The sequence below is a fragment of the Halobacillus halophilus genome, assembly GCF_020171985.1.
GTDB lineage: Bacteria > Bacillota > Bacilli > Bacillales > Halobacillaceae > Halobacillus > Halobacillus halophilus_A.
In genome coordinates this window covers 815,786-839,558 of sequence record NZ_JAIVAL010000001.1, presented here as the reverse complement: position 1 = coordinate 839,558, position 23,773 = coordinate 815,786, and the positions used below count along the sequence as shown (strand labels likewise).

The 23,773-nt window shown below is 40.1% G+C and carries 22 protein-coding genes; 17 read left to right on the top strand and 5 right to left on the bottom strand.

Features of this window, described 5'->3' with window-relative positions; all coding sequences use genetic code 11:
• Window positions 1–383: 383 nt before the first annotated feature.
• Window positions 384–1,355, bottom strand: a complete 972-nt coding sequence (locus LCM11_RS04335) for a bile acid:sodium symporter family protein (protein ID WP_224893004.1) — start codon at window positions 1,353–1,355, stop codon at window positions 384–386.
• Between the two features lie 239 nt (window positions 1,356–1,594).
• Here LCM11_RS04335 and LCM11_RS04330 point away from each other — a divergent pair, with 239 nt between their 5' ends.
• From LCM11_RS04330 to LCM11_RS04300, 7 genes are all read left to right on the top strand, one after another.
• Window positions 1,595–2,107, top strand: coding sequence for a DUF4178 domain-containing protein (locus LCM11_RS04330; protein WP_224893003.1), 513 nt, complete (start codon window positions 1,595–1,597; stop codon window positions 2,105–2,107).
• Between the two features lie 17 nt (window positions 2,108–2,124).
• Window positions 2,125–2,796, top strand: a complete 672-nt coding sequence (locus LCM11_RS04325; RefSeq protein WP_224893002.1) for a PspA/IM30 family protein — start codon at window positions 2,125–2,127, stop codon at window positions 2,794–2,796.
• A gap of 74 nt (window positions 2,797–2,870) precedes the next feature.
• Window positions 2,871–3,545 (top strand): DUF4247 domain-containing protein, encoded by a 675-nt coding sequence (locus LCM11_RS04320; RefSeq protein ID WP_224893001.1) that lies wholly within the window; start codon window positions 2,871–2,873, stop codon window positions 3,543–3,545.
• Between the two features lie 14 nt (window positions 3,546–3,559).
• A complete protein-coding gene (locus tag LCM11_RS04315) occupies window positions 3,560–3,955 on the top strand; it encodes a DUF350 domain-containing protein (RefSeq protein WP_224893000.1) in 396 nt (131 codons plus the stop codon).
• 100 nt (window positions 3,956–4,055) lie between these two features.
• Window positions 4,056–5,606 carry a polyamine aminopropyltransferase gene (locus tag LCM11_RS04310; RefSeq protein WP_224892999.1) on the top strand — a complete coding sequence of 517 codons (1,551 nt, stop codon included), beginning with the start codon at window positions 4,056–4,058 and terminating at the stop codon, window positions 5,604–5,606.
• A 32-nt stretch (window positions 5,607–5,638) separates the two neighbouring features.
• The gene (locus LCM11_RS04305) at window positions 5,639–6,319 is read left to right on the top strand and encodes a metal-dependent hydrolase (RefSeq protein ID WP_224892998.1); all 681 of its coding nucleotides are present in this window, start codon (window positions 5,639–5,641) and stop codon (window positions 6,317–6,319) included.
• Between the two features lie 154 nt (window positions 6,320–6,473).
• Window positions 6,474–7,787 carry a DRTGG domain-containing protein gene (locus LCM11_RS04300; RefSeq protein WP_224892997.1) on the top strand — a complete coding sequence of 438 codons (1,314 nt, stop codon included), beginning with the start codon at window positions 6,474–6,476 and terminating at the stop codon, window positions 7,785–7,787.
• Between the two features lie 35 nt (window positions 7,788–7,822).
• Here the strand turns inward: LCM11_RS04300 and LCM11_RS04295 are convergent, their stop codons facing one another.
• Window positions 7,823–8,125 carry a YtpI family protein gene (locus LCM11_RS04295; RefSeq protein ID WP_224892996.1) on the bottom strand — a complete coding sequence of 101 codons (303 nt, stop codon included), beginning with the start codon at window positions 8,123–8,125 and terminating at the stop codon, window positions 7,823–7,825.
• 126 nt (window positions 8,126–8,251) lie between these two features.
• On the opposite strand from LCM11_RS04295, the gene LCM11_RS04290 reads away from it, so the two are divergent.
• Window positions 8,252–9,199, top strand: a complete 948-nt coding sequence (locus LCM11_RS04290) for a DHH family phosphoesterase (protein ID WP_224892995.1) — start codon at window positions 8,252–8,254, stop codon at window positions 9,197–9,199.
• 25 nt (window positions 9,200–9,224) lie between these two features.
• Here the strand turns inward: LCM11_RS04290 and ytrI are convergent, their stop codons facing one another.
• Both ytrI and LCM11_RS04280 read right to left on the bottom strand, forming a co-directional pair.
• Window positions 9,225–9,722, bottom strand: coding sequence for a sporulation membrane protein YtrI (gene ytrI, locus LCM11_RS04285; RefSeq protein WP_224892994.1), 498 nt, complete (start codon window positions 9,720–9,722; stop codon window positions 9,225–9,227).
• The gene (locus LCM11_RS04280) at window positions 9,722–10,054 is read right to left on the bottom strand and encodes a YtrH family sporulation protein (protein ID WP_014644003.1); all 333 of its coding nucleotides are present in this window, start codon (window positions 10,052–10,054) and stop codon (window positions 9,722–9,724) included. Before LCM11_RS04280 ends, ytrI begins: the two co-directional genes overlap by 1 nt.
• Before the next feature lie 123 nt (window positions 10,055–10,177).
• Between LCM11_RS04280 and dnaE the strand changes: the two genes are divergently transcribed.
• The 8 genes from dnaE to LCM11_RS04240 all read left to right on the top strand — a co-directional run bounded on the left by dnaE (window position 10,178) and on the right by LCM11_RS04240 (window position 21,182).
• A complete protein-coding gene (gene dnaE / locus LCM11_RS04275; protein WP_224892993.1) occupies window positions 10,178–13,537 on the top strand; it encodes a DNA polymerase III subunit alpha in 3,360 nt (1,119 codons plus the stop codon).
• Between the two features lie 125 nt (window positions 13,538–13,662).
• Window positions 13,663–14,901, top strand: a complete 1,239-nt coding sequence (locus LCM11_RS04270) for an NADP-dependent malic enzyme (RefSeq protein WP_224892992.1) — start codon at window positions 13,663–13,665, stop codon at window positions 14,899–14,901.
• A gap of 83 nt (window positions 14,902–14,984) precedes the next feature.
• Window positions 14,985–15,581: a FadR/GntR family transcriptional regulator gene (locus LCM11_RS04265; protein ID WP_224892991.1), complete on the top strand. Its 597-nt coding sequence runs from the start codon at window positions 14,985–14,987 to the stop codon at window positions 15,579–15,581.
• 102 nt (window positions 15,582–15,683) lie between these two features.
• Complete coding sequence (gene accD, locus LCM11_RS04260; protein WP_224892990.1) at window positions 15,684–16,544, top strand: acetyl-CoA carboxylase, carboxyltransferase subunit beta; 861 nt, start codon at window positions 15,684–15,686, stop codon at window positions 16,542–16,544.
• Window positions 16,541–17,503: an acetyl-CoA carboxylase carboxyltransferase subunit alpha gene (locus LCM11_RS04255; RefSeq protein WP_224892989.1), complete on the top strand. Its 963-nt coding sequence runs from the start codon at window positions 16,541–16,543 to the stop codon at window positions 17,501–17,503. Before accD ends, LCM11_RS04255 begins: the two co-directional genes overlap by 4 nt.
• A gap of 243 nt (window positions 17,504–17,746) precedes the next feature.
• Entirely contained in the window at window positions 17,747–18,706 is a 960-nt protein-coding gene (gene pfkA / locus LCM11_RS04250) for a 6-phosphofructokinase (RefSeq protein ID WP_224892988.1), read from the top strand.
• A gap of 31 nt (window positions 18,707–18,737) precedes the next feature.
• Window positions 18,738–20,501 (top strand): pyruvate kinase, encoded by a 1,764-nt coding sequence (gene pyk / locus LCM11_RS04245; protein WP_224892987.1) that lies wholly within the window; start codon window positions 18,738–18,740, stop codon window positions 20,499–20,501.
• Between the two features lie 288 nt (window positions 20,502–20,789).
• Window positions 20,790–21,182 (top strand): FxsA family protein, encoded by a 393-nt coding sequence (locus LCM11_RS04240; protein WP_224892986.1) that lies wholly within the window; start codon window positions 20,790–20,792, stop codon window positions 21,180–21,182.
• A gap of 32 nt (window positions 21,183–21,214) precedes the next feature.
• Here LCM11_RS04240 and ytvI read toward each other — a convergent pair whose 3' ends face one another.
• Window positions 21,215–22,324 carry a sporulation integral membrane protein YtvI gene (ytvI, locus tag LCM11_RS04235; RefSeq protein ID WP_224892985.1) on the bottom strand — a complete coding sequence of 370 codons (1,110 nt, stop codon included), beginning with the start codon at window positions 22,322–22,324 and terminating at the stop codon, window positions 21,215–21,217.
• Window positions 22,325–22,573: 249 nt separating this feature from the next.
• Between ytvI and citZ the strand changes: the two genes are divergently transcribed.
• Window positions 22,574–23,689 carry a citrate synthase gene (citZ, locus tag LCM11_RS04230; protein ID WP_224892984.1) on the top strand — a complete coding sequence of 372 codons (1,116 nt, stop codon included), beginning with the start codon at window positions 22,574–22,576 and terminating at the stop codon, window positions 23,687–23,689.
• Window positions 23,690–23,773 lie beyond the last annotated feature (84 nt).

Here is a 23,773-nt window from a genome sequence, read left to right as displayed (position 1 = left end):
TGGCAGTAGAAAAAGCAGGAAGCTTTAATCGTCTTAAACGCTTCTATAGCGCCGCTTATACCTTTGATAGACTCTGTATTTAGCGTTAATCATATAGGTTATTCTTCCTCATATGAAGGCCATTACGTAAAGGTTCGTGCTCCCCATAATCGTAAAGGGGCGGAAGGGAACGGTGAAGACTCCTGCGGGATGAACATGATCGGTGAGATCCCGCAGGGCTGTTAAGCCCGAGGAAGCTCAGCACATGCCCGCGGAAAGCGAGCCGTTCCCAGGAGCCCCTTTCTCCACACAATATCTCGAAACTGAGTCTTCAACTAATCGGCCCTTTAGTTTAATAATGTGGTTATGGAAAAAGTTGCTGGTACCTTATCAAATATTTTCTCTTAAGAGGCTGAATGCATGGTTTTTGTTTCTTTGTTCTTGCGACTTCTCTCTTTTTGCTTTCGGAAAAAGGTAGCTATAATTGGTCCGGATATGTTGTGCCATACACTGAAAATCGCACTTGGAACGGCAGCAAGAGGGCTGAAGTGAACGGCGGCCAAAGAAGCACCAAGACCGGAATTCTGCATGCCGACTTCTATCGAAACTGCTCGTTTCTTAGCAGGTTCCATATTGAAGATTTTTCCTAATAGATATCCTGTTAAATATCCTAGTGCATTATGAAGGACCACGATCGCAAAAATGACTGCACCCGTTTCAGCAATTTGAACTTGATTGACACTGACGACGGCCGCTACAATAGCCACAATAGCGATTACCGATACGAGTGGAAGGGCCTTTATTCCTGCCTCTACTTTTCTGCCAAGTAAAGCTTTCACTCCAAGTCCCAGAAGAATTGGGAAAAGGACAATCTGTAAGATTGATAGAAATAGATCCCCTGCTGACACCGGCAGCCATTGACTGGCAAACAGCCATACTAGAAAAGGCGTAAATATTGGAGCGAGCAAGGTAGATACAGCAGTGATAGAAACAGACAGAGCTGTGTCTCCTTTAGATAAATATGTCATCACGTTTGAAGAAGTTCCTCCAGGACAGCATCCTACTAGAATAACTCCAACGGCTACTTCTGTAGACACTGGGAGAATTGTGACAAGGAAGAAAGCGAGCAACGGCATAAGTATAAATTGTGCTCCTACTCCTATGGCCACATCCTTGGGTCTTTTAAATACTTCCTGAAAGTCTTTTTTAGATAAAGTAAGTCCCATTCCGAACATAATGATCCCTAATAAAGGCACAATATAGGGAGCGATCCATGTGAAACCTGATGGAATAAAAAATGATAATACCGCAAACAGTAACACCCAGATTGCAAAGGTTTTCCCTACAAAGTTACTCGCTTGTTCTAAAACCTTCATATATTTCCACTCCTTTATAAATTATTTGAATTTTGATTATACGCGACATTTTCAATTTTCAAAGATATGAATAAGGGAAAAAAATGAAAAAAATAATATTGGAGAAATGCGCTAAGCAGGCATTTAGATCAAAAGTCTGATACGATAATAAGAGAAAAATTTTTAAAAAGTGAAACCAAAGGGTATTCAGGCACGTAAATAGAAGTACACAGGGTCATATAGAAAGGTGAGGTGAGTATTTGGGATTCTTTTCTAGATTGTTTTCCAACCAAAAGAAGCAAGCTCCTGAAGTTGAGGAACGAACCGTACTGAATATTCAGATAGGCGATATTCTCTCATACGATCTTGTCGATTATGAGGTAGTGGGTAAGATCACTTACCGGGACGGGTCATATGAGTGGTTTGCTTATCAGTTGTTAGAGGGCCAGTCTACTAAATGGCTTTCGGCGGAAATGGATGATGAGCTTGAGCTTGGCATGTATGAAACGATTAAGCTGCCGGTATCCACCCCTTTTCCAAAACAGCTTCAATATGATGGAAAAACCTATAATAAAGATGAAGAAGGCGAAGCGCGGGTTACAGGGGAAGGCAGAAGTAAGAATATTAATGGACGAACTACTCATTACGCTGATTATCTTTCAGATGATGAAGAAACTTATCTGAGTCTAGAAGAATGGGGTAGTGAAGTAGAAGTAAGTTACGGTTATGATATTGAAGCTTATGAGATTAAAATAATTGCTGGTTCCAAATAATGAAGGAGGAATTTTAAATGTTTAAATTTTTCAAACGTGTTAAAACAGTAGTGGGTTCAGAGTTAAATTCGATGCTTGATAAAGCAGAAGATCCTGTGAAGATGCTGGACCAATTTATGAGAGATATGGAAAACGATATCCGCGAAGCGGAAAGTGCAGTTGCTAAACAAATTGCCAATGAGAAAATGCTGAAGCGCAAGTATGATGATGCCCAGGCAATTGTAGATAAACGCATGCAGCAGGCTGAGCAAGCTATTGAAGCAGGAAACGAAGATTTAGCCCGCCGTGCTCTTGAAGATAAAAAGAATCACCAGGACCAGGCCGAGCAACTAAAAGCGTCCTGGGAGCGTGCGCAAACTGATTCCAGTAATTTGCGCCAAAAATTGGACGAAATGAAGAAAGAATATCAGGAAATGAAACTGAAAAAAGATTCACTTAAAGCGCGTGCAGAATCCGCGAAGACTCGTACGAAGATGAATCGTACTATGTCCAATATCGGCGGGGACGAGTCTCGTCAAGGCTTTGAGCGCATGGAAGAGAAGGTTATGCAGCATGAAGCAGAAGCTGAAACTAGCGAAGATATGTCTTCTGAAAGCCGCTCCCTCGATGACGAGTTTGAAGAATTGAATAATAATGACAGTGTAGATAACGAACTGGAAGAATTAAAGAAGAAGATGAATAAAGAATAACCAGTATGCAAATGATACTCCGTGCCTGACTCCTCGTCAGGCACGGATATTTTCAAAAGAGGGGAGGAGCTGCATTGAGAGAATATGGAGGTATATTTGTTGTTGGTATAATAGCAATCGTTCTTTTGTTTAACGTTTTTGGAAATGGGAACCCAATGAGAGGTATATCAGGATCAAATATAGAAGATACATATGGAGAACTGCCGAGTGAACCTGACCGTTCTGAAATTTTAAATAAAATTGAAAATTCGGAAGCGGATTCAATTGAAGATTTAATCCAAGAAAACTTTCCTTTATTGGACACTGTACGATCTGACCAGGGAACTACTTCACGCATATACATGACCAGAGAATTGACTCTTACAGAAGTAGCGGATGCTTTATCTGGTGCTATAACGCCCGAAGAAATCAGTGAAAGACAGGAGGATAAGCAAGCACTCGTTTATACGGACCACTTTGTAATTATTCAAGATAGTAAAGAAGAACCAGACGTTATAACTATTGAACTGGCTTCTGATCAATTTGTTAGAAACCATTATTCACCAGGTTTCTTTAATGGGATGTTCACGGCTATCCTGTTAAACCGAATGTTGGGTTCAAACGACTGGTATAACCGAAGAAGCAATACATGCAGACAATCAGGGAACTGCTATGGCGGATACGGGATGTACGGAAATTATAATACAGGAACTTCAGGGTCTCTTCGTGGGTCTTCAACTCGCGGTGGAGGGCCAGGAACAGGAAAATAAAGGAGGTAATCAGCATGGAACCGTTTTTAGCTACATTGGGATATTTTGTTATTGCTGTAATAGTAGTATTGATTGGACTTTTAGTATTTGAATGGTTAACACGACAGTATAAAGACTGGGATGAAGTAAAAAAAGGCAACCAGGCTATAGCCATGTCCATATCTGGGAAGATTATTGGGATTTGTATAGTTCTTTCGTTTGCTATTTATCACAGCTTTACCGTTTGGGATACACTAATTTGGGGCGCTTATGGAGTCATCCTTCAAATGATTGCTTATCTATTATTTGAAATGCTCACTCGTAAATTCTCAGTTGAAACTCAACTTAAAGCTAATAATACGGCAGTAGGCATCATTTCGATGGGTGTGTCCATAGGTCTTGCTTTTGTAATTGGAGCGTCAATTACATAGAGAAAAATGGGATATAGGGAAGCCACTATGAGTACCAGCATAGTGGCTTTTTTGAGGGATAACATCAGAGTCCGAAATTTACGGGTTGGAGTGAACAAATTTGGATACAAACGGCAAGAGAAAAAGTCATCTAATCTATTGGGCTTCAGGAATCGTTTCTATATGTGGAATTATATTTGAGGTGCTGTTCGGAGCACTTGGCTCCTATATCCTTGGAGATGGGGTGAAACAGTACACCCTGACCATCAGTTTATTTCTAACTGGCATGGGTGTGGGGGCTAGTATCAGTGAGCGTGTTATGAAAAACCTGATTATTACGTTTATATGGATTGAATTCATGGTGGCACTTATAGGTGGTTTTTCAAGCTTTACTATGTTTGGGATGACGGCATTCGCTCCCTCAGGTACGGATGCGTTGTTTTTGTATCTTATTACTTTTACCATCGGGGGATTGACTGGTCTTGAACTGCCGATATTAATTCGAAAAGCTAATGAAATTGGAGTAGAACTGAACCGGAGTACAGCTAGAGTGTTGTTTTCTGATTATGCAGGAGGGCTAATAGGAGGATTGTTATTTGCCTTCTATCTGCGGCCACAAATGGGTATGGTTAAAAGCGCCTTTTTTGTAGCCTGTATCAATTTATCGGTAGCTTTAGTAGTATTATATTTATTTAGATCCGAAATTAAACGCTTAGTTCTTCACACAAGTGCAGCTGTTTTTATTGCGATTCTTTTAATTGGTGGTTTATTCTTCGGGGAAGAATTAGCGTTTTCCTTCGAACAGAAGTTATATAAAGATCCAATTATTCACATGGAGGAAAGTGCCTATCAAAAAATAGTCGTGACAAAAGAGCAGGGAGACACTCGTTTATATTTAAATGGTTCGCTGCAATTTAGTTCATCGGATGAATACCGCTACCACGAAACGCTGATCCATCCCCCTGTTGCTAATGCAGAAACTAAGGAAAATGTACTCGTCCTTGGCGGGGGAGATGGAATTGCCGTGAAGGAATTATTAAAGTATGACAAAATCAAAAATATTACGGTAGTGGATTTAGATCCTGCGGTAACAACGTTAGCGAAGAATAATTATCATTTATTACAATTAAACCAAGGGGCGCTATCAGATGAACGTGTTCAGGTACGAAATGAAGATGCTTTCGAATTCTTAGAAGAGTCTGAGGATTGGTATGACATTATTATTTCCGACTTGCCAGACCCCAATAATGAGAGTTTAAATAAACTTTACACTAGAGAGTTTTATTCATTGCTTCGAAATCATCTGGAGCCTGGGGGTACAGCGATGGTTCAGGCCACCAGTCCTGTTTTCGCTCCCAGCGTTTACTGGACGATAAGTAAAACAATAGAATCGACTGGATTACATACAGCCAATTTTCATGTGGATATCCCAAGTTTCGGAAACTGGGGATTTGTTATGGCAAGCAGGGAGCCAATCAAAGTTGGAGAGATTTCTATTCAAGCAGAAACAAAATTTCTAACAGATGAAGTGTTAAAGTCTATGACAGTGTTTGGAAAAGATGAAGACCGGGAAATCGTAAACCGTGAAGGGGAAGTTGTCCCCTTAAAGCCAAATACATTAATAGATCCTCATTTAATACAAAAGTATGAAAGTGCCTGGCAAAACTATTAAAAGAGGAAAAATAATGATTAAGGAGTGGTAAAGTGAAAGTATCTTATCATGGACATTCTGTAGTAAAGGTAGAAGCAAATGGTAAAACGATTTTAATTGATCCGTTTATTTCTGAAAATGGAAACACAGATCTTAATGCAGATGAAGTGAGCCCGGATGTCATTTTACTCACACATGGTCACAATGATCACGTAGGAGACACCTTCGAGATTGCGAAACGCAATAATTGCCAAATTGTTGCTCCGTTTGAGCTCGCTACTTACCTTGGAAACAAAGGGTTAAACGCCCACCCAATGTATATAGGGGGAGGTCATGAGTTTGACTTTGGTCATGTGAAATTTACTCAGGCGTTTCATGGTTCATCCTATACAGAAGAAGATGGAACAATTGTTTATACCGGAATGCCAACAGGCATCCTCTTAACGATTGAAGGAAAAACTATTTTCCATGCAGGCGATACAGGTCTATTCTCTGATATGAAAATGATAGGAGAACGTAATAACATCGACCTTGCTTTCCTGCCAATTGGTGATAATTTTACTATGGGTCCTGACGATGCCCTGACCGCTGCAGAATGGCTGCAGGCTAAACAGGTGGTTCCTATTCACTACAACACTTTTGAATTGATTAATCAGGACGGGAAAGGTTTCGCTGATCAAGTGAAGCCCGGCAAAGGAATGGCTCTCGAACCTGGAGACACTTTAGACCTTTAATATCAACTAAATGCAGCCTTCCGTCTATGATAGACGGAAGGTTTTTTTATAAAACTAAATCATATCCCTACAGAAATTGCGAAGTAACTGTATCACTTGTATAATAACAATAACAAGATTATTAATTAGTACAGTTAGAAAGAATGGTGGGCGTATGGCTACAAAACATGAACAGATTCTGGAGTATATTGAAACATTAGAGGTCGGAAGTAAAATTTCCGTCCGGCGTATCGCTAAAGCCCTGAATGTTAGTGAGGGAACAGCATACCGTGCAATTAAAGAGGCTGAAAATCAAAATTTAGTTAGTACCATGGAGCGGGTTGGCACCATTCGAATTGAAAAGAAAAAAAAGGAGGATATTGAACGACTCACCTTCGCAGAGATTCTGAATATTGTGGATGGTCAGGTACTTGGTGGTAGAGAAGGGCTCTATAAGACGTTAAGTAAATTCGTTATCGGAGCCATGAAGCTCGATGCAATGATGCGTTATACAGAGGCGGGCTCTCTGCTAATTGTGGGGAATAGGACCAATGCACATGAATTAGCTATCAAAGAAGGTGCAGCTGTCCTCATAACTGGAGGTTTTGATACAACCGATCAAGTGAAGCAATTAGCAGACGAGAAAGAACTTCCTGTTATTTCCACCAGCTACGATACGTTTACAGTAGCTACAATGATTAACCGTGCGATTTATGATCAATTAATAAAAAAAGAAATTGTTTTAATTGATGATATTTATACTTCTTTTCAAGAAACTAAGTTTCTTATGGTAGATGATCAAGTGGAAAAATGGCACGTGTTTAATAACGAGACAAAGCACAGCCGGTATCCAGTCGTAGATAAACATAATCGAGTGGTCGGAATAGTTACGTCTAAAGATGTTATTGGAAAAGACAGTTCCATGAGAATTGACAAAGTTATGACTCGGAACCCGATGACCGTCCATGTAAGAACCTCTTTAGCAAACGCTGCTCACGTGATGGTTTGGGAAGGGATTGAATTAATGCCAGTTGTGGATCCTTCTCATAAATTGCAGGGAATTATATCCCGCCAGGATGTACTGAAAGCTTTGCAGCAGATTCAGAGACAACCGCAAGTTGGAGAGACGATTGATGATTTAGCCACGAATCAACTTGAAATTGTTAAGAATGAAGAGGATGAACATGTACTTAAAACAATGGTCACTCCGCAAATGACAAATCAACTGGGCACTATGTCTTATGGGGTGTTTATTTCTCTGATAACAGAATCCTCAAGCAGACTGTTAAGAAAATATAAAAAGGGAGATCTTGTAGTAGAAAATATTTCTGTCTATTTTATAAAGCCCGTACAAATTGAAAGCGAAGTCATTATTTCCCCTAATATCTTAGAAGTAGGTCGTAAATTCGCTAAAGTAGACATAGAAGTTCACCATGAAGGAGCTATTGTAGGAAAGGCTTTATTGATGGCTCAGTTAATTGATCGATAAAAAAAAGTCGCTGCAATTAAGCAGCGGCTTTTGATTTAAGATTGAACACTAGCCTGATGTTTTTGAAATTCATTACGGTAATGTTTTGCGGCCTTCCATCCTTCTTTAGTTTGGAAAACTCCAAGTGCAAGAAATAGAATGCCAATAAATAAAGAAAGTCTTGTCTCATAAAACATATATTGGTTGATTCCAAAAAAGAAGATGAAACTTCCTAAAAATACTTTTGATTTACTATTCAAATAATCTTGGGTTAAAGGATCTTTGGTCCTCACGATCATAACCTTGTAATAAATGTAAAGAACTAAGGACACCAAAATTAGAACAGGAAATATTATCACAATGTATCGACTCCTGAAGTAGAATTTTTTCTCCTTTATTGTAGCTTGTTTTCATTAAAATGGCTACCTGTCGAAAGAAATATATGATTTAATTATATAAGGTTAAGTATAGAGAGGGTTTTGTTAATGAGTATAAAAGCTATTGCAGAAGCGATAAAAGAATATTCAACTATTATTATCCATCGGCACATAAGACCTGATCCTGATGCTTATGGCTCCCAGGCAGGACTAGCAGAGATGATTAAGGCAAGTTTCCCTGATAAGAATATCTTAATTACAGGGGAAGAAGAACCTTCCTTACATTTTTTTGCAAGGATGGACTCTGTCCCTGATGAAGCATATCAAGGTGCATTGGTAATTGTTTGTGATACCGCTAATCAGGCACGAATAGATGATCAAAGATACAAAGACGGGGATCTTCTCATAAAGATTGACCACCATCCAGAGGTGGATCGATATGGTGATATCCAATGGGTGGATACAACGGCAAGTTCCACATGTGAAATGATTTATCATTTGTACACTCAGTGGAGTAAGGAATTATTTACTTTAAATGAACAAGCCGCCCGATTAATCTATGGGGGTATTGTAGGGGATACCGGGCGTTTTTTATTTCCGAGTACTACTCACAGAACACTGACGTATGCGGCAGAGTTAGTAAATTATGAATTTGACCGTCCAGCTCTTTATAATGAACTATATAAAACCCCTGTTAAAGTCGCTAAACTTAAAGGGTACGTACTTCAGAACTTCACCGTCACCCAAGCTGGGTGCTCTACCGTAGCATTACCTAAGCGAGTATTGGAAGACTTTGAAGTGACGGCTTCAGAAACTAGTATGCTGGTAGGGTTGTTAGGCGATATCGAGGGTGTAATAGCGTGGGCGTTCTTTGTAGAAGAAGACAATATTATCAGGGTTAGACTTCGTTCTAAAGGACCGATTATTAATGAAATAGCGGTGAAGCATGACGGAGGAGGACATCCTATGGCTGCGGGAGCTTCTGCTTCCACATGGGAGGAAACGGAAGAGATTGCGAGAGAGCTTGAAGAGGTTTGTATGAACTATAAAAACTAGCAGGGTTTCCCCTGCCGGTTTTTGTTTAACGTACAAGTTTAATTTCCAGATCAATTTTTATAACCTGCGATGCAATGAGCTTTGCTACTTTTAGCTCGTAAGTAAAATCGTCAACTACATAATTTTTATTTTCTATCGTTGATATTATTAGATCAACTTGATCAGCCACTACTTTTAAGTCTTTGCCAGGTACTGATGTAAGCTGTTCCTTGACTAGGGTAGTAAGCTGATGCTGAGTAAGAAGGTCTATCTCTAACTTTTTTGCATTTGTGTAAGAAACGGAAATATCCACTACAGTTAGTGGCTGGTTTTCCGTTTCTTCTTTTTGATTATTGAGCATTCCTTCGTATTTGGCTTCCATCTCGCTTAATTTTGCATTAAGTTCGATATGTTCCTCCGTATATTTCTCCTGCAGCTGTCCATATATGAATAGAAAAAATAAGTATCCAATAACGGCTCCAAATACCATCCCTGCAAAAAAACGCCTCCACTCTTTCTTCCTATACAGTGGCGGGATATGCATCAGGTCACTTCCTCTCCAAGCAGCCACTCAAATAATAATAGTGCTGCTTTGACACCTCCCATAGCTGCTACGATGATCATGACTTGTTTGAATAAGTCAAAAGTAGATCCATCAAAAATTCCTTTTTCAAAGTTACTTATCGCATCGAACGTACCGCCAATAGCCGCAACAATCGCCCATATTCTAAGTCCTTTTGCGATACGGAACATGGCAGTTAAAGGGGCTTCTCCTGTCACATAACTTCCAATACTCCCGATAATCGTACCTCCTACAATAACTCCAAAAGCGATAAAGAAGCATTGAGTCATGGATATAATTAAGCGGTCGTCCATCTTGTCCCTCATTTCGCCAGCTTGTTTTAATATTGTTATTATGAAAATATGGTTTGTACACAGTAAATATGCAGGAGGCTTTTAAGTCTCCTCCTATCCCGCTATAATTGAGAAGGAAAGAAGGTGAAGACGGTGACTTTTACTCATTTAAATGTTCAAAGCGGATTTAGTTTAATGAAGAGTACCGTGAAAATTGAGTCCCTTGCAGAGAGGGCAAGCGAGCTGGGTTTTCACGCTTTAGCTCTGACCGATGAAGAAGTGATGAGCGGAAGTGTGGCATTTTATCAAGCTTGTCAAAAGCGAGGTATTAAGCCAATTATAGGTATGAAGACCAGCCTGTTCTTAGACGGAGGAGATTTTCCTGTAACTTTTCTGGCTAAGAACTATAAGGGCTATCAGAATTTAATGAGATTAAGTTCTTACATACAAACACAAAAAGAGTCTTTGCCTTTATCCTATATGAATTCATATAAAGATGGTCTGATCGCAATAATTATGACCTCTTCCTCTCCCTGGGCTGAACCGCTTTCCAGACGTGAGTTCGATGAACTGGAACATGGGCTGGAGCATTGGATATCCATTTTTTCGTCAGATGACCTTTATCTAAGTATAAAAGACCGTGATCTTCATTCAGAAAAACAGATTCATCAGCCATTAAAAGAGTGGACATCAAATAAACGTCTCTCAGTAGTTGCTCTAGGAGAAGTTAAATATCTAAAACAAGAGGATGCTGCATCCTATCAAGCGCTTCGGGCTATAGAAGAAGGAAAACGACTGTCATCAGATACAGAAGAAAGAGTTCAGCATGAATATTTAAAATCAAGTGAGGAGATGGAAAATGTATTTAAAGACTGGTGGCCTGAAGTCATCGAGCAGTCTTCAAAGATTGCTGATAAATGTGATCTTCAAATGTCACTGGACCAGCAGTTAATTCCTTCTTATCCAGTTCCTGAAGGTGAAAGCGCGGACGACTATCTAATGAAATTGTGTTATGAAGCATTAGAAGAAAAGTATCAAAAGAGAACAGTCGAGGCAAAGAAGCGATTGGAGCATGAATTAAATGTTATTACCTCGATGGATTTTAGTGATTATTTTCTTATTGTCTGGGATTTTATAGCTTATGCACGACGTCAGGGTATTCATGCAGGACCGGGCAGGGGGTCGGCAGCTGGTTCGATCGTCGCTTATCTTCTGAACATTACTCAAATTGATCCTCTACAGTATAACTTGTTATTTGAGAGGTTTTTAAACCCTGAACGGGTTACTATGCCAGATATAGATATTGACTTTCCTGATCATAGAAGAGATGAAGTCATAGAGTATGTCAGCCGTAAATATGGAGAAAAACATGTAGCGCAAATCTGCACATTTGGTACATTCGCTGCAAGGAGTGTTTTAAGAGAGCTGTTTAAAGTGATGGCAATAGATGAAAACGACTCGGCTTATATTTTGAAACATATTCCGAAGGGCACAAGTGACGGACTCGTTCAAGTTGTGCAAAGGTCAGAACCTTTAAAAGAATATATAAGAAGTTCTCTTCCATTAAAAAAATTATTTCATATAGCTGCCAAACTTGAAGGGCTTCCTCGTCATGTTTCTACCCATGCTGCAGGGGTCGTCATTAGCCAAAAACCTTTAGTGAATTATACAGCCCTTATGAATGGACAGGGCGAGGTCTATCTTACACAAATGGCTATGGGTGATTTGGAAAAGATAGGGTTGTTAAAAATTGATTTTCTTGGGCTGAGGAACCTTACTTTTTTAGAAAAAATGGAAAGTAAAATAAGAAAATTTGAAAATCATGACTTTTCTATTTCTCATATTCCATTAACGGATGCACCTACTTTTTCCTTATTAAAGGAAGGAAGAACGAACGGTGTTTTCCAACTTGAATCACAGGGCATGAAGAGTGTGTTGAGAAGGTTAAAACCTTCTCATTTTGAAGATGTTGTGGCTGTTAATGCTCTATATCGGCCAGGCCCTATGGATTATATACCTGTTTATATAAATCGAAAGCATCAAAAAGAAGAAATACAATACCCCCATCCAGATTTAAAACCGATTTTAGCCTCTACTTTTGGGGTATTGGTTTATCAAGAGCAGATCATGCAAGTAGCGCAAAAAGTTGCTGGATATAGTCTGGGCCAGGCAGATTTATTAAGAAGGGGAGTAAGTAAGAAACAGTCTCAGGTGTTAAAGCAGCAAAGAAATGAATTTATAGCCGGTGCTTTAAAGAATGGGTATGAAGAGAAAGTGGCTTACGAACTTTTTGATTGGATCGTAAAGTTTTCTAATTATGGGTTCAATCGAAGTCATGCTGTGGCATACAGCTTTATCTCCTATCAACTGGCGTACCTTAAGGCTCATTATCCTTCTTACTTTATGGCAGAATTGATTAATGCAAATAGCGGGGATCGGGAGAAGCTTGCTGCTTATATTCGTGAAGCCCGCGAGCTTAAGGTTACCGTGAAAGCTCCTTCTATTAATAGAAGCTACATGGCTACCCAGAGTGAAGGGAGTGGGATACGGATTGGGTTGTTGGCTATAAAAGGAGTGGGATATCAGGCTGCTCAGGCTATTCTTGAGGAAAGAAAAAAGGGTGCTTATAAACATCTAAATGATTTTTGCTTAAGAGTTATTTCCGGTTCAGTCAACCGTTCTGTTATTGAAGCACTCGTTATAGCGGGCGCTTTTGATGAACTCAATACAAACCGGGCCAGCCTGCTTGCAAGTATTGACCAGGCACTTGAACAAGGAGAGCTTTTTAAAGAATTTCAGGATCATCCAGGTATGTTCAGTGAAGATATAGATATGAAGGAGCAGGTAAGCGTAGAGCCGTTTCCAATTTTAAGAAAATTAGCTATGGAGAAAGAGGTGCTTGGAACATACCTATCCGAGCACCCGTTGGAATACCATCGCAAATCGCTTCGGAAAAAAGGGGTTTTATCTTTACAGCAATCATTATTGACGAGCAGGTCCAGGAAAATCGCAACGGCCGCTGTAGTAGAAGCTATAAAAGAAATTAGAACAAAACGGGGAGATCCGATGGCTTTTATGACGATTAGTGATGAAACAGCGGAAATGGAAACTGTGCTCTTTCCAGAAGTCTACAGAGGTGCAAAAACCTGGCTGAATGAACAAATGCTGATCATCGTCTCAGGCAAACTAGAAGAAAGAAATGACCGTAAGCAGCTGCTCATTTCTGAAATTTCCAGTTTTGAGATGGAAAGTCTGCCTTCGGAAACAAAGGATCGTTTGTTTGTAAAATTGGATAAATCCATGGAATACCAGGCATTGGAACACTTAACGGAAGCCGCAAAGTATTTCCCGGGTAATACCCCTGTATTGTTATTCAGAACAGAAGAGAGAAAAACCTATCAACTGGATGAAAGTTATTCTTTGAATCCATCCAGAGAATGTCTTCAAATGCTGGAGCAATATTTTGGACCCTCCTCAGTGGCTCTGCGTCGCAACAAGACATGACCATGTCTCAGTCCATGCTTTTGTATTTCCTTTACACTAGCAAGTCATCTGTTATAATTAAGAAGTTAATGGTGGTCTGACCACCTGGAGCGGTTTATACTAATTGGTTAAAGGAGCGTGTAGTCGTGTCGAATTTGCGAGATGAAGCACTGCATATACATCGTGTCAATAAAGGAAAACTGGAAACTCATTCTAAGGTCCCTGTAAGGAATGCCAAGGATTTAAGTCTGGCTTATTCACCGGGTGTTGCTGAGCCCTGCAAGGAAATTTATGATCATCAGGAAACCGTCTATGACTACACCATGAAAGGGAATATGGTCGCTGTTGTGAGTGATGGGTCTGCAGTACTTGGTCTTGGTAATATTGGCCCTGAAGCTGCACTGCCTGTTATGGAAGGAAAAGCAGCATTATTTAAAAGTTTTGCCGGGGTAGATGCTTTTCCAATCTGTCTAAACACAAGAGATGTTGATCAGATTGTTCAAACCGTGAAGCTTATGGAACCAACTTTTGGTGGCGTGAATTTAGAAGATATCGCTGCTCCAAATTGCTTTATCATAGAAGATCGACTCAAGAAAGAAACTAATATACCTATCTTTCATGATGATCAGCACGGCACAGCGATTGTAACGGTTGCTGGTTTAATGAACGCCTTAAAAGTAACTGGGAAGTCTTTCTCTGATATTAAAGTAGTGGCAAATGGAGCTGGTGCAGCAGGTATTGCCATCATTAAGCTTCTCTACCATTTTGGTGTACGGGACATCATCATGTGCGATTCTAAAGGTGCAATCTTTGAGGGACGCGATTACGGCATGAATGATGTGAAAGACGAAATAGCTAAGATCACAAATAAAGATCGGTTAGAAGGAAAGCTTTCTGAAGTAATGGAAGGGGCCGACGTGTTTATAGGTGTTTCGGTAGGCGGACTATTATCTAAAGAAATGGTTTCTCGCATGAATGATGACTCTATTATTTTCGCCATGGCTAATCCGGAACCCGAAATTATGCCGGAAGACGCAAAAGAAGCAGGGGCTCGTGTAATTGGGACAGGTCGCTCAGACTTTCCTAATCAGGTAAATAATGTGTTAGCATTCCCTGGTATATTCCGCGGAGCTCTAGATGTACGTGCGACTCGAATTAATGAAAAAATGAAAATAGCTGCGGCAGAGGCCATTGCTTCTCTTGTAAGTGAAGAGGAATTGAACGAAGATTACGTGATTCCTGCGCCTTTTGATACGCGTGTTGCTCCTGCAGTAGCAGCAAGTGTTGCAAAAGCTGCTATGGAATCTGGTGTTGCCAGACATCATGTAGACCCTGAAGAAGTTGCAGAAAAAACTAGACAAATGACTTTAATTGAAGAGCAATAATACAATGGGAGAAAGGCATCCGCTTTTCTCTTGTTACATATATTTGAATTGCTCTTCAACTGAAAAAGGGGTGTACAAAGTTCGTGACCCGATCACATCAAGGGAAAGTGTATGAAGGTGTTTTATATCAACTAAAGTCTTATATTGATGAAAATCAATTAAAATCAGGGGATAAATTACCTTCAGAGCGCGAGTTAAGTGATCAGTTAAATGTAGGCAGATCATCGATTAGAGAAGCTTTTCGCGCCATGGAGCTCCTCGGTTTAATAGAGACTAAGCGCGGCGAGGGTACTTTTATCCGTGCTTATCGTCCCTATCATATGGTTGAATTATTATCGAGTTTCCTTTTAAATGAGTCAAGGACCAGGGAAGAATTATTGACGGCTAAACAAATGCTTGAGAAGGAAGCCTTGTTTATCCTTGTCGGAAAGGTCCCGGAAGGGCAGAGAGTGAAACTGGAGCAAATAATACTCAAAGAAAAGGCGAAAGAGAGATACCAGTCTTTCTTTACTTTCTTATTTGAACTTTGTGACCGCCCACTGCTATTATCAATGTGGCAATTCATATCCGGATTCGCAATTGCAAGAGAGGAAATCGAATATGAAGCTGGTTGGTATAAACAAGTGATAGAGATAATAAAAAATGGAAATAAAAAAGATATACTTATGCTTTATCCTTAAGTGTAGTTTGTCGTAATGGATCGGCAAATAAAGGGTGATTATAGCAGTGCTATTTTGTATATTAGATAGAAAGGAAGCTTTGTCCCAAAGGAGGAACTCACCTTGCTAAGAGATTTTTTCAGCAAGAAAAAACGCTATGCATCCATCCCGCGACAAGAAGCGAAAAAGGATGTACCTGAAGGTCTTATGCAAAAGTGTCCAAATTGTCAAAAGATCTTTTATAGAAAAGAATTAAATCGAAATATGAATGTTTGTCCTCATTGTGATCATCATCACCGTTTAAATGCTTATGAAAGGTTGGAGCATATATTTGATGAGGGTACTTTTGAAGAATGGGACAAGCATATGATTTCAAGCAATCCATTAGGCTTTCCTGATTACGAGGAGAAGCTTGAAAAAGATCGCTTGAAATCAGACTTAAACGAAGCCGTAGTTACTGGCAGAGTTCAATTGAACGGCTTAGATACAGCAGTAGCTATTATGGATGCCCGTTTTCGCATGGGAAGTATGGGGTCTGTAGTTGGTGAGAAAATTACGAATGCTATCGAGAAAGCCAGGAAAGAAAAAATTCCATTCATTATTTTTACTGCTTCTGGCGGTGCTAGAATGCAGGAAGGTGTACTGAGTTTAATGCAGATGGGAAAAACTTCCGTAGCTCTGCAGAGGCTGCACGCAGAAGGCGGGTTGTTCATCTCCGTTATGACTCATCCTACAACTGGAGGGGTCTCAGCGAGCTTTGCTTCACTAGGGGATTATAATTTCGCGGAGCCTGGTGCATTAATTGGTTTTGCAGGTAGAAGAATCATTGAGCAGACTATTCGCGAGAAATTACCAGACGACTTTCAGACTGCTGAATTTTTGCTCGAACATGGCCAGCTGGATCGTGTGCTGCATCGTCATGAATTGAAGAAAACACTTGGAATGGTCTTAGAAATTCACCATTCAGGAGGTGAAAAAACGTGAAGCATATTCTTGAGTTTGAGAAACCGGTAATTGAGCTGCGCGAAAAAATTGCAGAACTGAGACGCATGACTGAAAACAGCGAAATGGATTTGAGTGAAGAAATTATAACCTTAGAGAAACGATTGGAAAAGCTGGAAGTTGATGTTTATGATCGTATGCAGCCTTGGGACCGAGTACAAATGGCAAGACACCCTGAGCGTCCGACAACTCTTGACTATATTGAATACATCTTCTCCGACTTTCTGGAGCTTCACGGGGACCGATTATACGGGGATGACGCTGCACTCGTTGCGGGTATTGCTAAATTCCAGGGAACTCCTGTTACAGTAATTGGACATCAGCGTGGAAAAGATACTAAAGAAAATATTAGAAGAAACTTTGGTATGCCTCATCCTGAAGGGTATCGGAAAGCTCTGCGTTTAATGAAACAAGCGGATAAATTTAACCGTCCAATTATTACTTTCATTGATACGAAGGGAGCATATCCCGGAAAGGCAGCAGAAGAGCGTGGACAAAGCGAAGCTATTGCACGTAACCTTATGGAAATGGCTGGCTTTAACGTTCCCATTATCTGTGTTGTCATCGGGGAAGGAGGAAGTGGGGGAGCGCTTGGTCTCGGAATAGGGGACCGAATTTATATGCTTGAGAACTCGACTTACTCTGTAATTTCTCCTGAAGGTGCGTCATCGATACTTTGGAAAGACGCAGGACTGGCCCAGCAGGCTGCTGAATCTATGAAGATTACGTCCTATGATTTAAAAGAATTAAACGTTATTGATGAAGTTATTCCTGAAGTTAGAGGTGGAGCTCATCGCGATGTAGAATATCAAGCAAGTGAAATTGAAAAAGTTATTGCGTCCTCATTAAAAGAGCTTTCATCCATGGAAAATAGCCAATTATTAGAAGAACGGTTTAATAAATATAAAAGTATTGGCGATTATGCTTTTCTTGATTTATAATGAACACGGTATAAACGAATATCAGCTAATATGAAGAAGTCGCACATTAAGAAGTGCGACTTTTCCCATCTTAGGAGGATGGTAACGCTATCAGAACGAATTTTTAAGGCAAAAGCCACGTATCTTTAACATTTTACTTATTTGTACAAACTAGATGTAAGAGAGGGTCTTGTGGCTTCAGAAGGTTTCAAATGCTCGATGATTGGGCACAAACCAATTAGTAAATAATTTGAGGTGATTCTAATGAAAAAAATTGGTGTACTTACAAGCGGCGGCGACGCTCCGGGTATGAATGCTGCTATTCGTGCCGTAGTGCGTAAAGCAATCTACCACAATGTAGAAGTCTACGGCATTAAGTATGGATACCAGGGATTAATCGATGGCAGTATTGATAAAATGGAACTAGGCTCCGTCGGTGATATTATTCAGCGAGGAGGTACGAAGCTGTATTCAGCTCGCTGTGAAGAATTTAAGACCGAGGAAGGTCAGCTGAAGGGCATTGAACAGATGAAGAAGCATGGCATAGAAGGGCTAATCGCCATTGGTGGTGACGGAACCTTTATGGGTGCTAAGAAACTGACTGAAAAAGGTTATCCTTGTATTGGTGTACCGGGAACCATAGATAATGATATTCCAGGAACCGATTTTACCATTGGTTTTGATACGGCTTTAAACACGATTATTGATGCTATTGACAAGATCCGTGATACGGCTACCTCCCATGAACGCACCTATGTTATTGAAGTCATGGGACGGAATGCGGGAGACCTGGCTTTATGGGCTGGACTGGCCGATGGAGCGGAGAGCGTGTTAATACCGGAATTTGAAGATGAATTTAATGACGTTATTGACCGCTTAAAGCGTGGACATGAACGTGGAAAGCGTCACAGCATCATAATCGTCGCAGAAGGAGTTGGAAGTGGTGTTGATTTTGGGCGCAAGATTAAAGAAGCCACAGATCTAGAGACGCGCGTTACTGTTTTGGGACATACCCAGCGAGGCGGCTCTCCGTCAGCCTCAGACCGTGTCCTTGCCAGCCGTCTGGGTGCTCATGCTGTAGACCTTCTATTGAACGGAAAATCAGGACGCATGGTTGGTATACAACAAAACAAATTAGTCGATCATGATATAGTAGAAATTCTCAACACCAAGCATCAAGTGGATCTAGATATGTATCGTCTTTCTAAAGAATTATCTATATAATATGAATGATGTATCAGAGGAGGAAATAAGTATGTTTAGAAAAACAAAAATCGTTAGTACGATTGGCCCCGCTTCTGAATCAGTTGAGAAATTAAGTCAACTAATAGAAGCAGGAATGAATGTCGCTCGTTTAAATTTCTCTCATGGAGATTTCGAAGAGCATGGAGCTCGTATTAAAAATATTCGTGAGGCTTCTGCCTCCACAGGTAAAACGGTAGCTATATTGTTAGACACCAAAGGTCCTGAAATACGTACAGGTACGCTTAAAGAAGAAGAAGTTTACCTGGAAAAAGGATCTACTGTCTATGTTTCAATGGAAGATATCCAAGGGGATGCAGAGCGCATCTCAGTCACGTATCCAGGGTTGATCAATGATGTTCAGCCAGGATCAAAAATATTACTCGATGATGGTTTGGTGGAGTTACTTGTAGAGGAAATCCACACTAAAAATAACGAAATCAAAACGACTGTCTTAAACAATGGTCCGTTGAAAAACAAAAAAGGTGTCAACGTACCTAATGTAAGTGTTAACTTACCGGGAATTACGGATAAAGATGCGAAGGATATTGAGTTTGGAATTGAACAGGGAGTAGACTTTATTGCTGCTTCTTTCGTACGTCGTGCTTCAGACGTTCTTGAAATCAAAGAACTATTAGAGAAGCACGGAGCACTGGATATCCAAATCATCCCTAAAATTGAAAATCAGGAAGGCGTTGATAACATCGACGAAATCCTGGAAGTAAGTGACGGTCTAATGGTAGCACGGGGAGATTTAGGTGTTGAGATTCCAGCTGAAGATGTCCCTCTTGTTCAGAAAAAGCTGATTCATAAATGTAATAAGGCTGGTAAACCAGTTATTACCGCTACACAGATGTTAGACTCTATGCAAAGAAACCCTCGCCCAACACGTGCAGAGGCCTCAGACGTTGCGAACGCCATCTTTGATGGAACAGATGCGATTATGCTTTCTGGTGAAACAGCAGCGGGTGATTATCCTGTTGAATCCGTTCAAACAATGCACAATATTGCTAGCAAAACGGAAACAGGTTTAAATTATAAAGCGATTCTTGATGAGCGTTCTAGACACAGTGATATGACGATTACGGATGCTATCAGTCAATCTGTTACTCATACAGCTATCAATCTAGATGTAAATGCTGTGGTGACTCCAACAGAAAGCGGTCATACCGCACGCATGATTTCAAAATATCGTCCAAGAGCACCAATCGTGGCCATCACTTCCAGTGAAGCTGTAAACCGTAAGCTTTCTCTTGTATGGGGAGTCTATGCCGTGATGGGGCCACGCGCTCATTCTACAGATGACATGCTGGATGTAGCTGTTGAACGCAGCTTAGCATCCGGAGTTGCTACCCGTGGTGACCGTGTCATTATCACCGGTGGAGTACCGGTAGGTGAAAGTGGCACAACAAACCTTATGAAAGTTCATGTCATAGGAGATGTACTGGTCAAAGGCCAAGGCGTAGGTCAAAAAAGCGCTTATGGACGAGCTGTGGTAGCTAAAGATTCTCAAGAAGCAATCCACCGTGTAGTGGACGGGGATATTCTTGTGACACATGGTACAGATCGTGACATGATGCCTGCTATAGAAAAAGCCGCTGGCCTGGTTACAGTAGAAGGCGGGTTAACTTCGCATGCAGCAGTTGTAGGCTTAAGTCTGGGAATTCCTGTTATCGTAGGTGTTAAAGATGCTCTTAATATAATTTCTGACGGGAATGACATTACTATAGACAGTTCACGCGGAGATATTTATGAAGGGCATGCAAGTGTCCTGTAAAGACTAAAAGAAGGGAAGTGTCATCACTTCCCTTCTTTTTTTATTAGCTTATCTAAATGTTGTAATTAATTTTATACAGAGAGATTTTTTATTCAGTCTTGAAGTGGAATATTCAGATTCTGAACAATTAAAATTCAAAAAAAATCTAGTTTAGGTAAACTGGATCTTTTTTGACACTCACAGTCATGTTAACTAAGCGGAGGAGGGTCTTCCCTCTAATGTACTTAACTTTAAAAGTACTTGAACTCCAAGTATAATAGAAGAAAAGATCTGGAAAGGGACGATAATATGTTTCGCTGGTTATTACTGTTTATTCTGATTGTCCCAGCACTTGAGATCGGCTTACTCATTGGGGCTGGAAACTGGATAGGACCCTGGTGGGTTATTTTACTGATTATCCTTACAGGCGCTATAGGAGCGTGGCTTGCGAAACAGCAAGGGTTAGAAACGATCAGAAACTTCCAAAATTCAATGTCGAGCGGACAAATGCCTCAGGATACTTTACTGGATGGTGCCTGTATATTGGTAGGAGGAGCAGTATTACTCACTCCTGGATTTATTACGGATGCCATAGGGTTTTTATTATTAATTCCTCCAACTAGAGCACCCATTAAACGTCTTATTAAGAAAGTAATTTCTAAAATGATGGATAAAGGCACCGTCACGATTTATAGAAGGTAGACTTCCCCCTCATTACACTAAGTAATGGGGGATTAGTTTCCTTTAATAAAATTCCACGTTAAATTAAAAATTCCAGTCGTATAAAGAATCCTTATAAAAACAATAACTATAGGGCTAAGTATCATTCCATATAAGCCGAAAATTTGAAAACCGAGAAACATACCCGCTAATAATAAGATTGGCGGTACTCCAAAATGGTTAGCAAGTATTTTAGGCTCCAGTGTCTGTCTAACGATCAGGACTATCATGTATATGATCGAAAGACCAATGGTCATCTGGAATTGTCCTGTTATGAACTGGTAAAAAATCCACGGAATAAAGATACTTCCAGTCCCAATATAGGGAATGATATCTACTACAGAAGCCGCCATGGTAATCGCAAGTGCATTGGGGACTTGAATAATAAATAAACCCAGCCCTATGATTACAGTAGATACCGCTACAAGAATAACCTGGGCTCTGATGATACCTTGAAAGCTTAACTTGAGTTCCATTGGAAATCTCCTGGTTTTCTCAAGATAATGGACGGGTATGATACGATTAAGGCTATAAATAATCACTTCCCAATCCTTACATATAAAGAATATGGCCAGCACTAAAATTAGCATAGTGGTAATAGAGGAAGGCAGGCTGGTTAATCCACGAAGTAAGCTTTGAAATAAGGTTTCTAATAAGTGAACACCCGTAGCAGCTGCCTTTACTTTTATTAGATCTATATAATCAAAAATAGAGCTTTGCTGCTCAGGGGATAATTTAAGAATGACTTGTTCAACTTTATTAAGTATAGGGGTAAACCAGATGGTGATCTGGTCGATCGAATAGTTCACCAGGTTACCAAAATTTATGGGAGCTGCTAATGCTAAACGCTGGATACCCTTAATTAATTCAGCGATGACTAGTGTAAGTAGAGAAGCAGTAAGAAGTGTTAGTAAGAACAACAGAGATAATACGGCCAGGGTTCTGGGGAAATGTAATCTTTTCTCGAGAAGTTGAATAAAGGGTTGAAGAGCACCAGATATTAAAAAGGCAATGAGAAATGGGTATAAATATTTCCAAACTCCAATAATTAAAAATATAATGGACAGCATAAGAGTGACTACGAATAGGAAGCGGAAGAACTGGTGAAAAAAAGGGTTGTCCATGTAAACCTCACTTTCTAGTGAATTTTTCACTCAGGGTCAGCTTTTTATTGAAAAGGTTATTTTAAAAAAGAAATTTCCTGTGAAATTTCGATAAATTCCCTTAAATTAAACGGTTTCAATTCACATTCAACTCAGAATACTTTATAATTGTCTTTGGGGTTCATTTCCTAATTATTTCATATAAGTATAATAAGCGTTTTCTAGCCGCTCGGGCCGAAAACATCGGAAATTTTTAAAAGGAGAGATTGTATGTCATCAACCAAAGGTCTTGAAGGAATTACAGCAACTGAATCATCGATCAGTTCAATTATTGACGATAAATTAACCTACGTAGGTTACGATATCGATGATCTAGCAAATAACTCAAGCTTTGAAGAGGTTATCTATCTTCTTTGGAATCAGAAACTTCCAAACAAAGATGAACTGAATCAATTTAAATCTGATTTAATCTCGAACATGGACATCCCTCAGGAAGTAGTGGAGCACCTCAAGTCTTATGATCTATCTACTGTACATCCAATGGCTGCTTTACGCACGGCAGTTTCCATGCTGGGCATTCATGATCCTGAGTCAGATGTAATGGAAGATCAGGCAAATAAAGACAAAGCTCTTCGAATTCAAGCAAAAATGCCTACAGTTGTTACGGCATTTGCTCGTATCCGTAATGGAGAAGAACCAGTTTCTCCTAAAAAAGAATTAAGTTTTGCAGCTAACTTCTTGTATATGCTGAATGGTAAAGATCCAGAAGATATTGAGGTTGAAGCGTTTAACAAAGCATTAGTATTACATGCAGACCATGAATTAAATGCTTCAACGTTTACGGCTCGTGTCTGCGTGGCGACACTATCCGACATTTACTCAGGAGTGACAGCCGCAATCGGTGCATTGAAAGGACCTCTTCATGGTGGGGCCAATGAGCGTGTTATGAAGATGCTTACGGAAATTGGCAGCGTTGAAAATGCAATCCCTGCTATAGAGAGTAAGCTTGAAAACAAAGAAAAAATCATGGGTATGGGTCATAGAGTTTATAAATCCGGAGATCCCCGCGCTAAGCACTTAAAAGAAATGTCACGTGAGTTGACCAAGCTGACAGGGCACTCTAAATACTACGAGATGTCTATTAAAATTGAAGATTACATTAAAGAAAATAAAGGGCTTCCAGCGAATGTGGATTTCTATTCTGCATCGGTTTATCACAGCCTTGGAATCGATCACGACATTTTTACACCGATTTTCGCGGTTAGCCGCGTTTCCGGATGGTTAGCCCACATACTTGAGCAGTATTCAGATAACCGCCTGATTCGTCCTCGTGCTGAATATGTAGGACCTAAGGGGCAGACTTATACACCAATTGACGAACGATAAGAGAGGAAACGCTGGACTTCCTCTTCTCTTTGCTTTTGCTTCTATATAATTTAACGTATGATAGAAGAGGATATAACATCCCAT

Excerpts from the sequence above, each read along its gene's own strand:
- LCM11_RS04325 (WP_224893002.1), top strand. The coding sequence starts at position 2,125 with ATGTTTAAATTTTTCAAACGTGTTAAAACAGTAGTGGGTTCAGAGTTA.
- LCM11_RS04300 (WP_224892997.1), top strand. The coding sequence starts at position 6,474 with ATGGCTACAAAACATGAACAGATTCTGGAGTATATTGAAACATTAGAG.
- pyk (WP_224892987.1), top strand. The coding sequence starts at position 18,738 with ATGTTTAGAAAAACAAAAATCGTTAGTACGATTGGCCCCGCTTCTGAA.
- citZ (WP_224892984.1), top strand. The coding sequence starts at position 22,574 with ATGTCATCAACCAAAGGTCTTGAAGGAATTACAGCAACTGAATCATCG.
- ytvI (WP_224892985.1), bottom strand. The coding sequence starts at position 22,324 with ATGGACAACCCTTTTTTTCACCAGTTCTTCCGCTTCCTATTCGTAGTC.
- pfkA (WP_224892988.1), top strand. The coding sequence starts at position 17,747 with ATGAAAAAAATTGGTGTACTTACAAGCGGCGGCGACGCTCCGGGTATG.
- LCM11_RS04240 (WP_224892986.1), top strand. The coding sequence starts at position 20,790 with ATGTTTCGCTGGTTATTACTGTTTATTCTGATTGTCCCAGCACTTGAG.
- ytrI (WP_224892994.1), bottom strand. The coding sequence starts at position 9,722 with ATGCATATCCCGCCACTGTATAGGAAGAAAGAGTGGAGGCGTTTTTTT.
- LCM11_RS04280 (WP_014644003.1), bottom strand. The coding sequence starts at position 10,054 with ATGGACGACCGCTTAATTATATCCATGACTCAATGCTTCTTTATCGCT.
- LCM11_RS04315 (WP_224893000.1), top strand. The coding sequence starts at position 3,560 with ATGGAACCGTTTTTAGCTACATTGGGATATTTTGTTATTGCTGTAATA.
- LCM11_RS04335 (WP_224893004.1), bottom strand. The coding sequence starts at position 1,355 with ATGAAGGTTTTAGAACAAGCGAGTAACTTTGTAGGGAAAACCTTTGCA.
- LCM11_RS04290 (WP_224892995.1), top strand. The coding sequence starts at position 8,252 with ATGAGTATAAAAGCTATTGCAGAAGCGATAAAAGAATATTCAACTATT.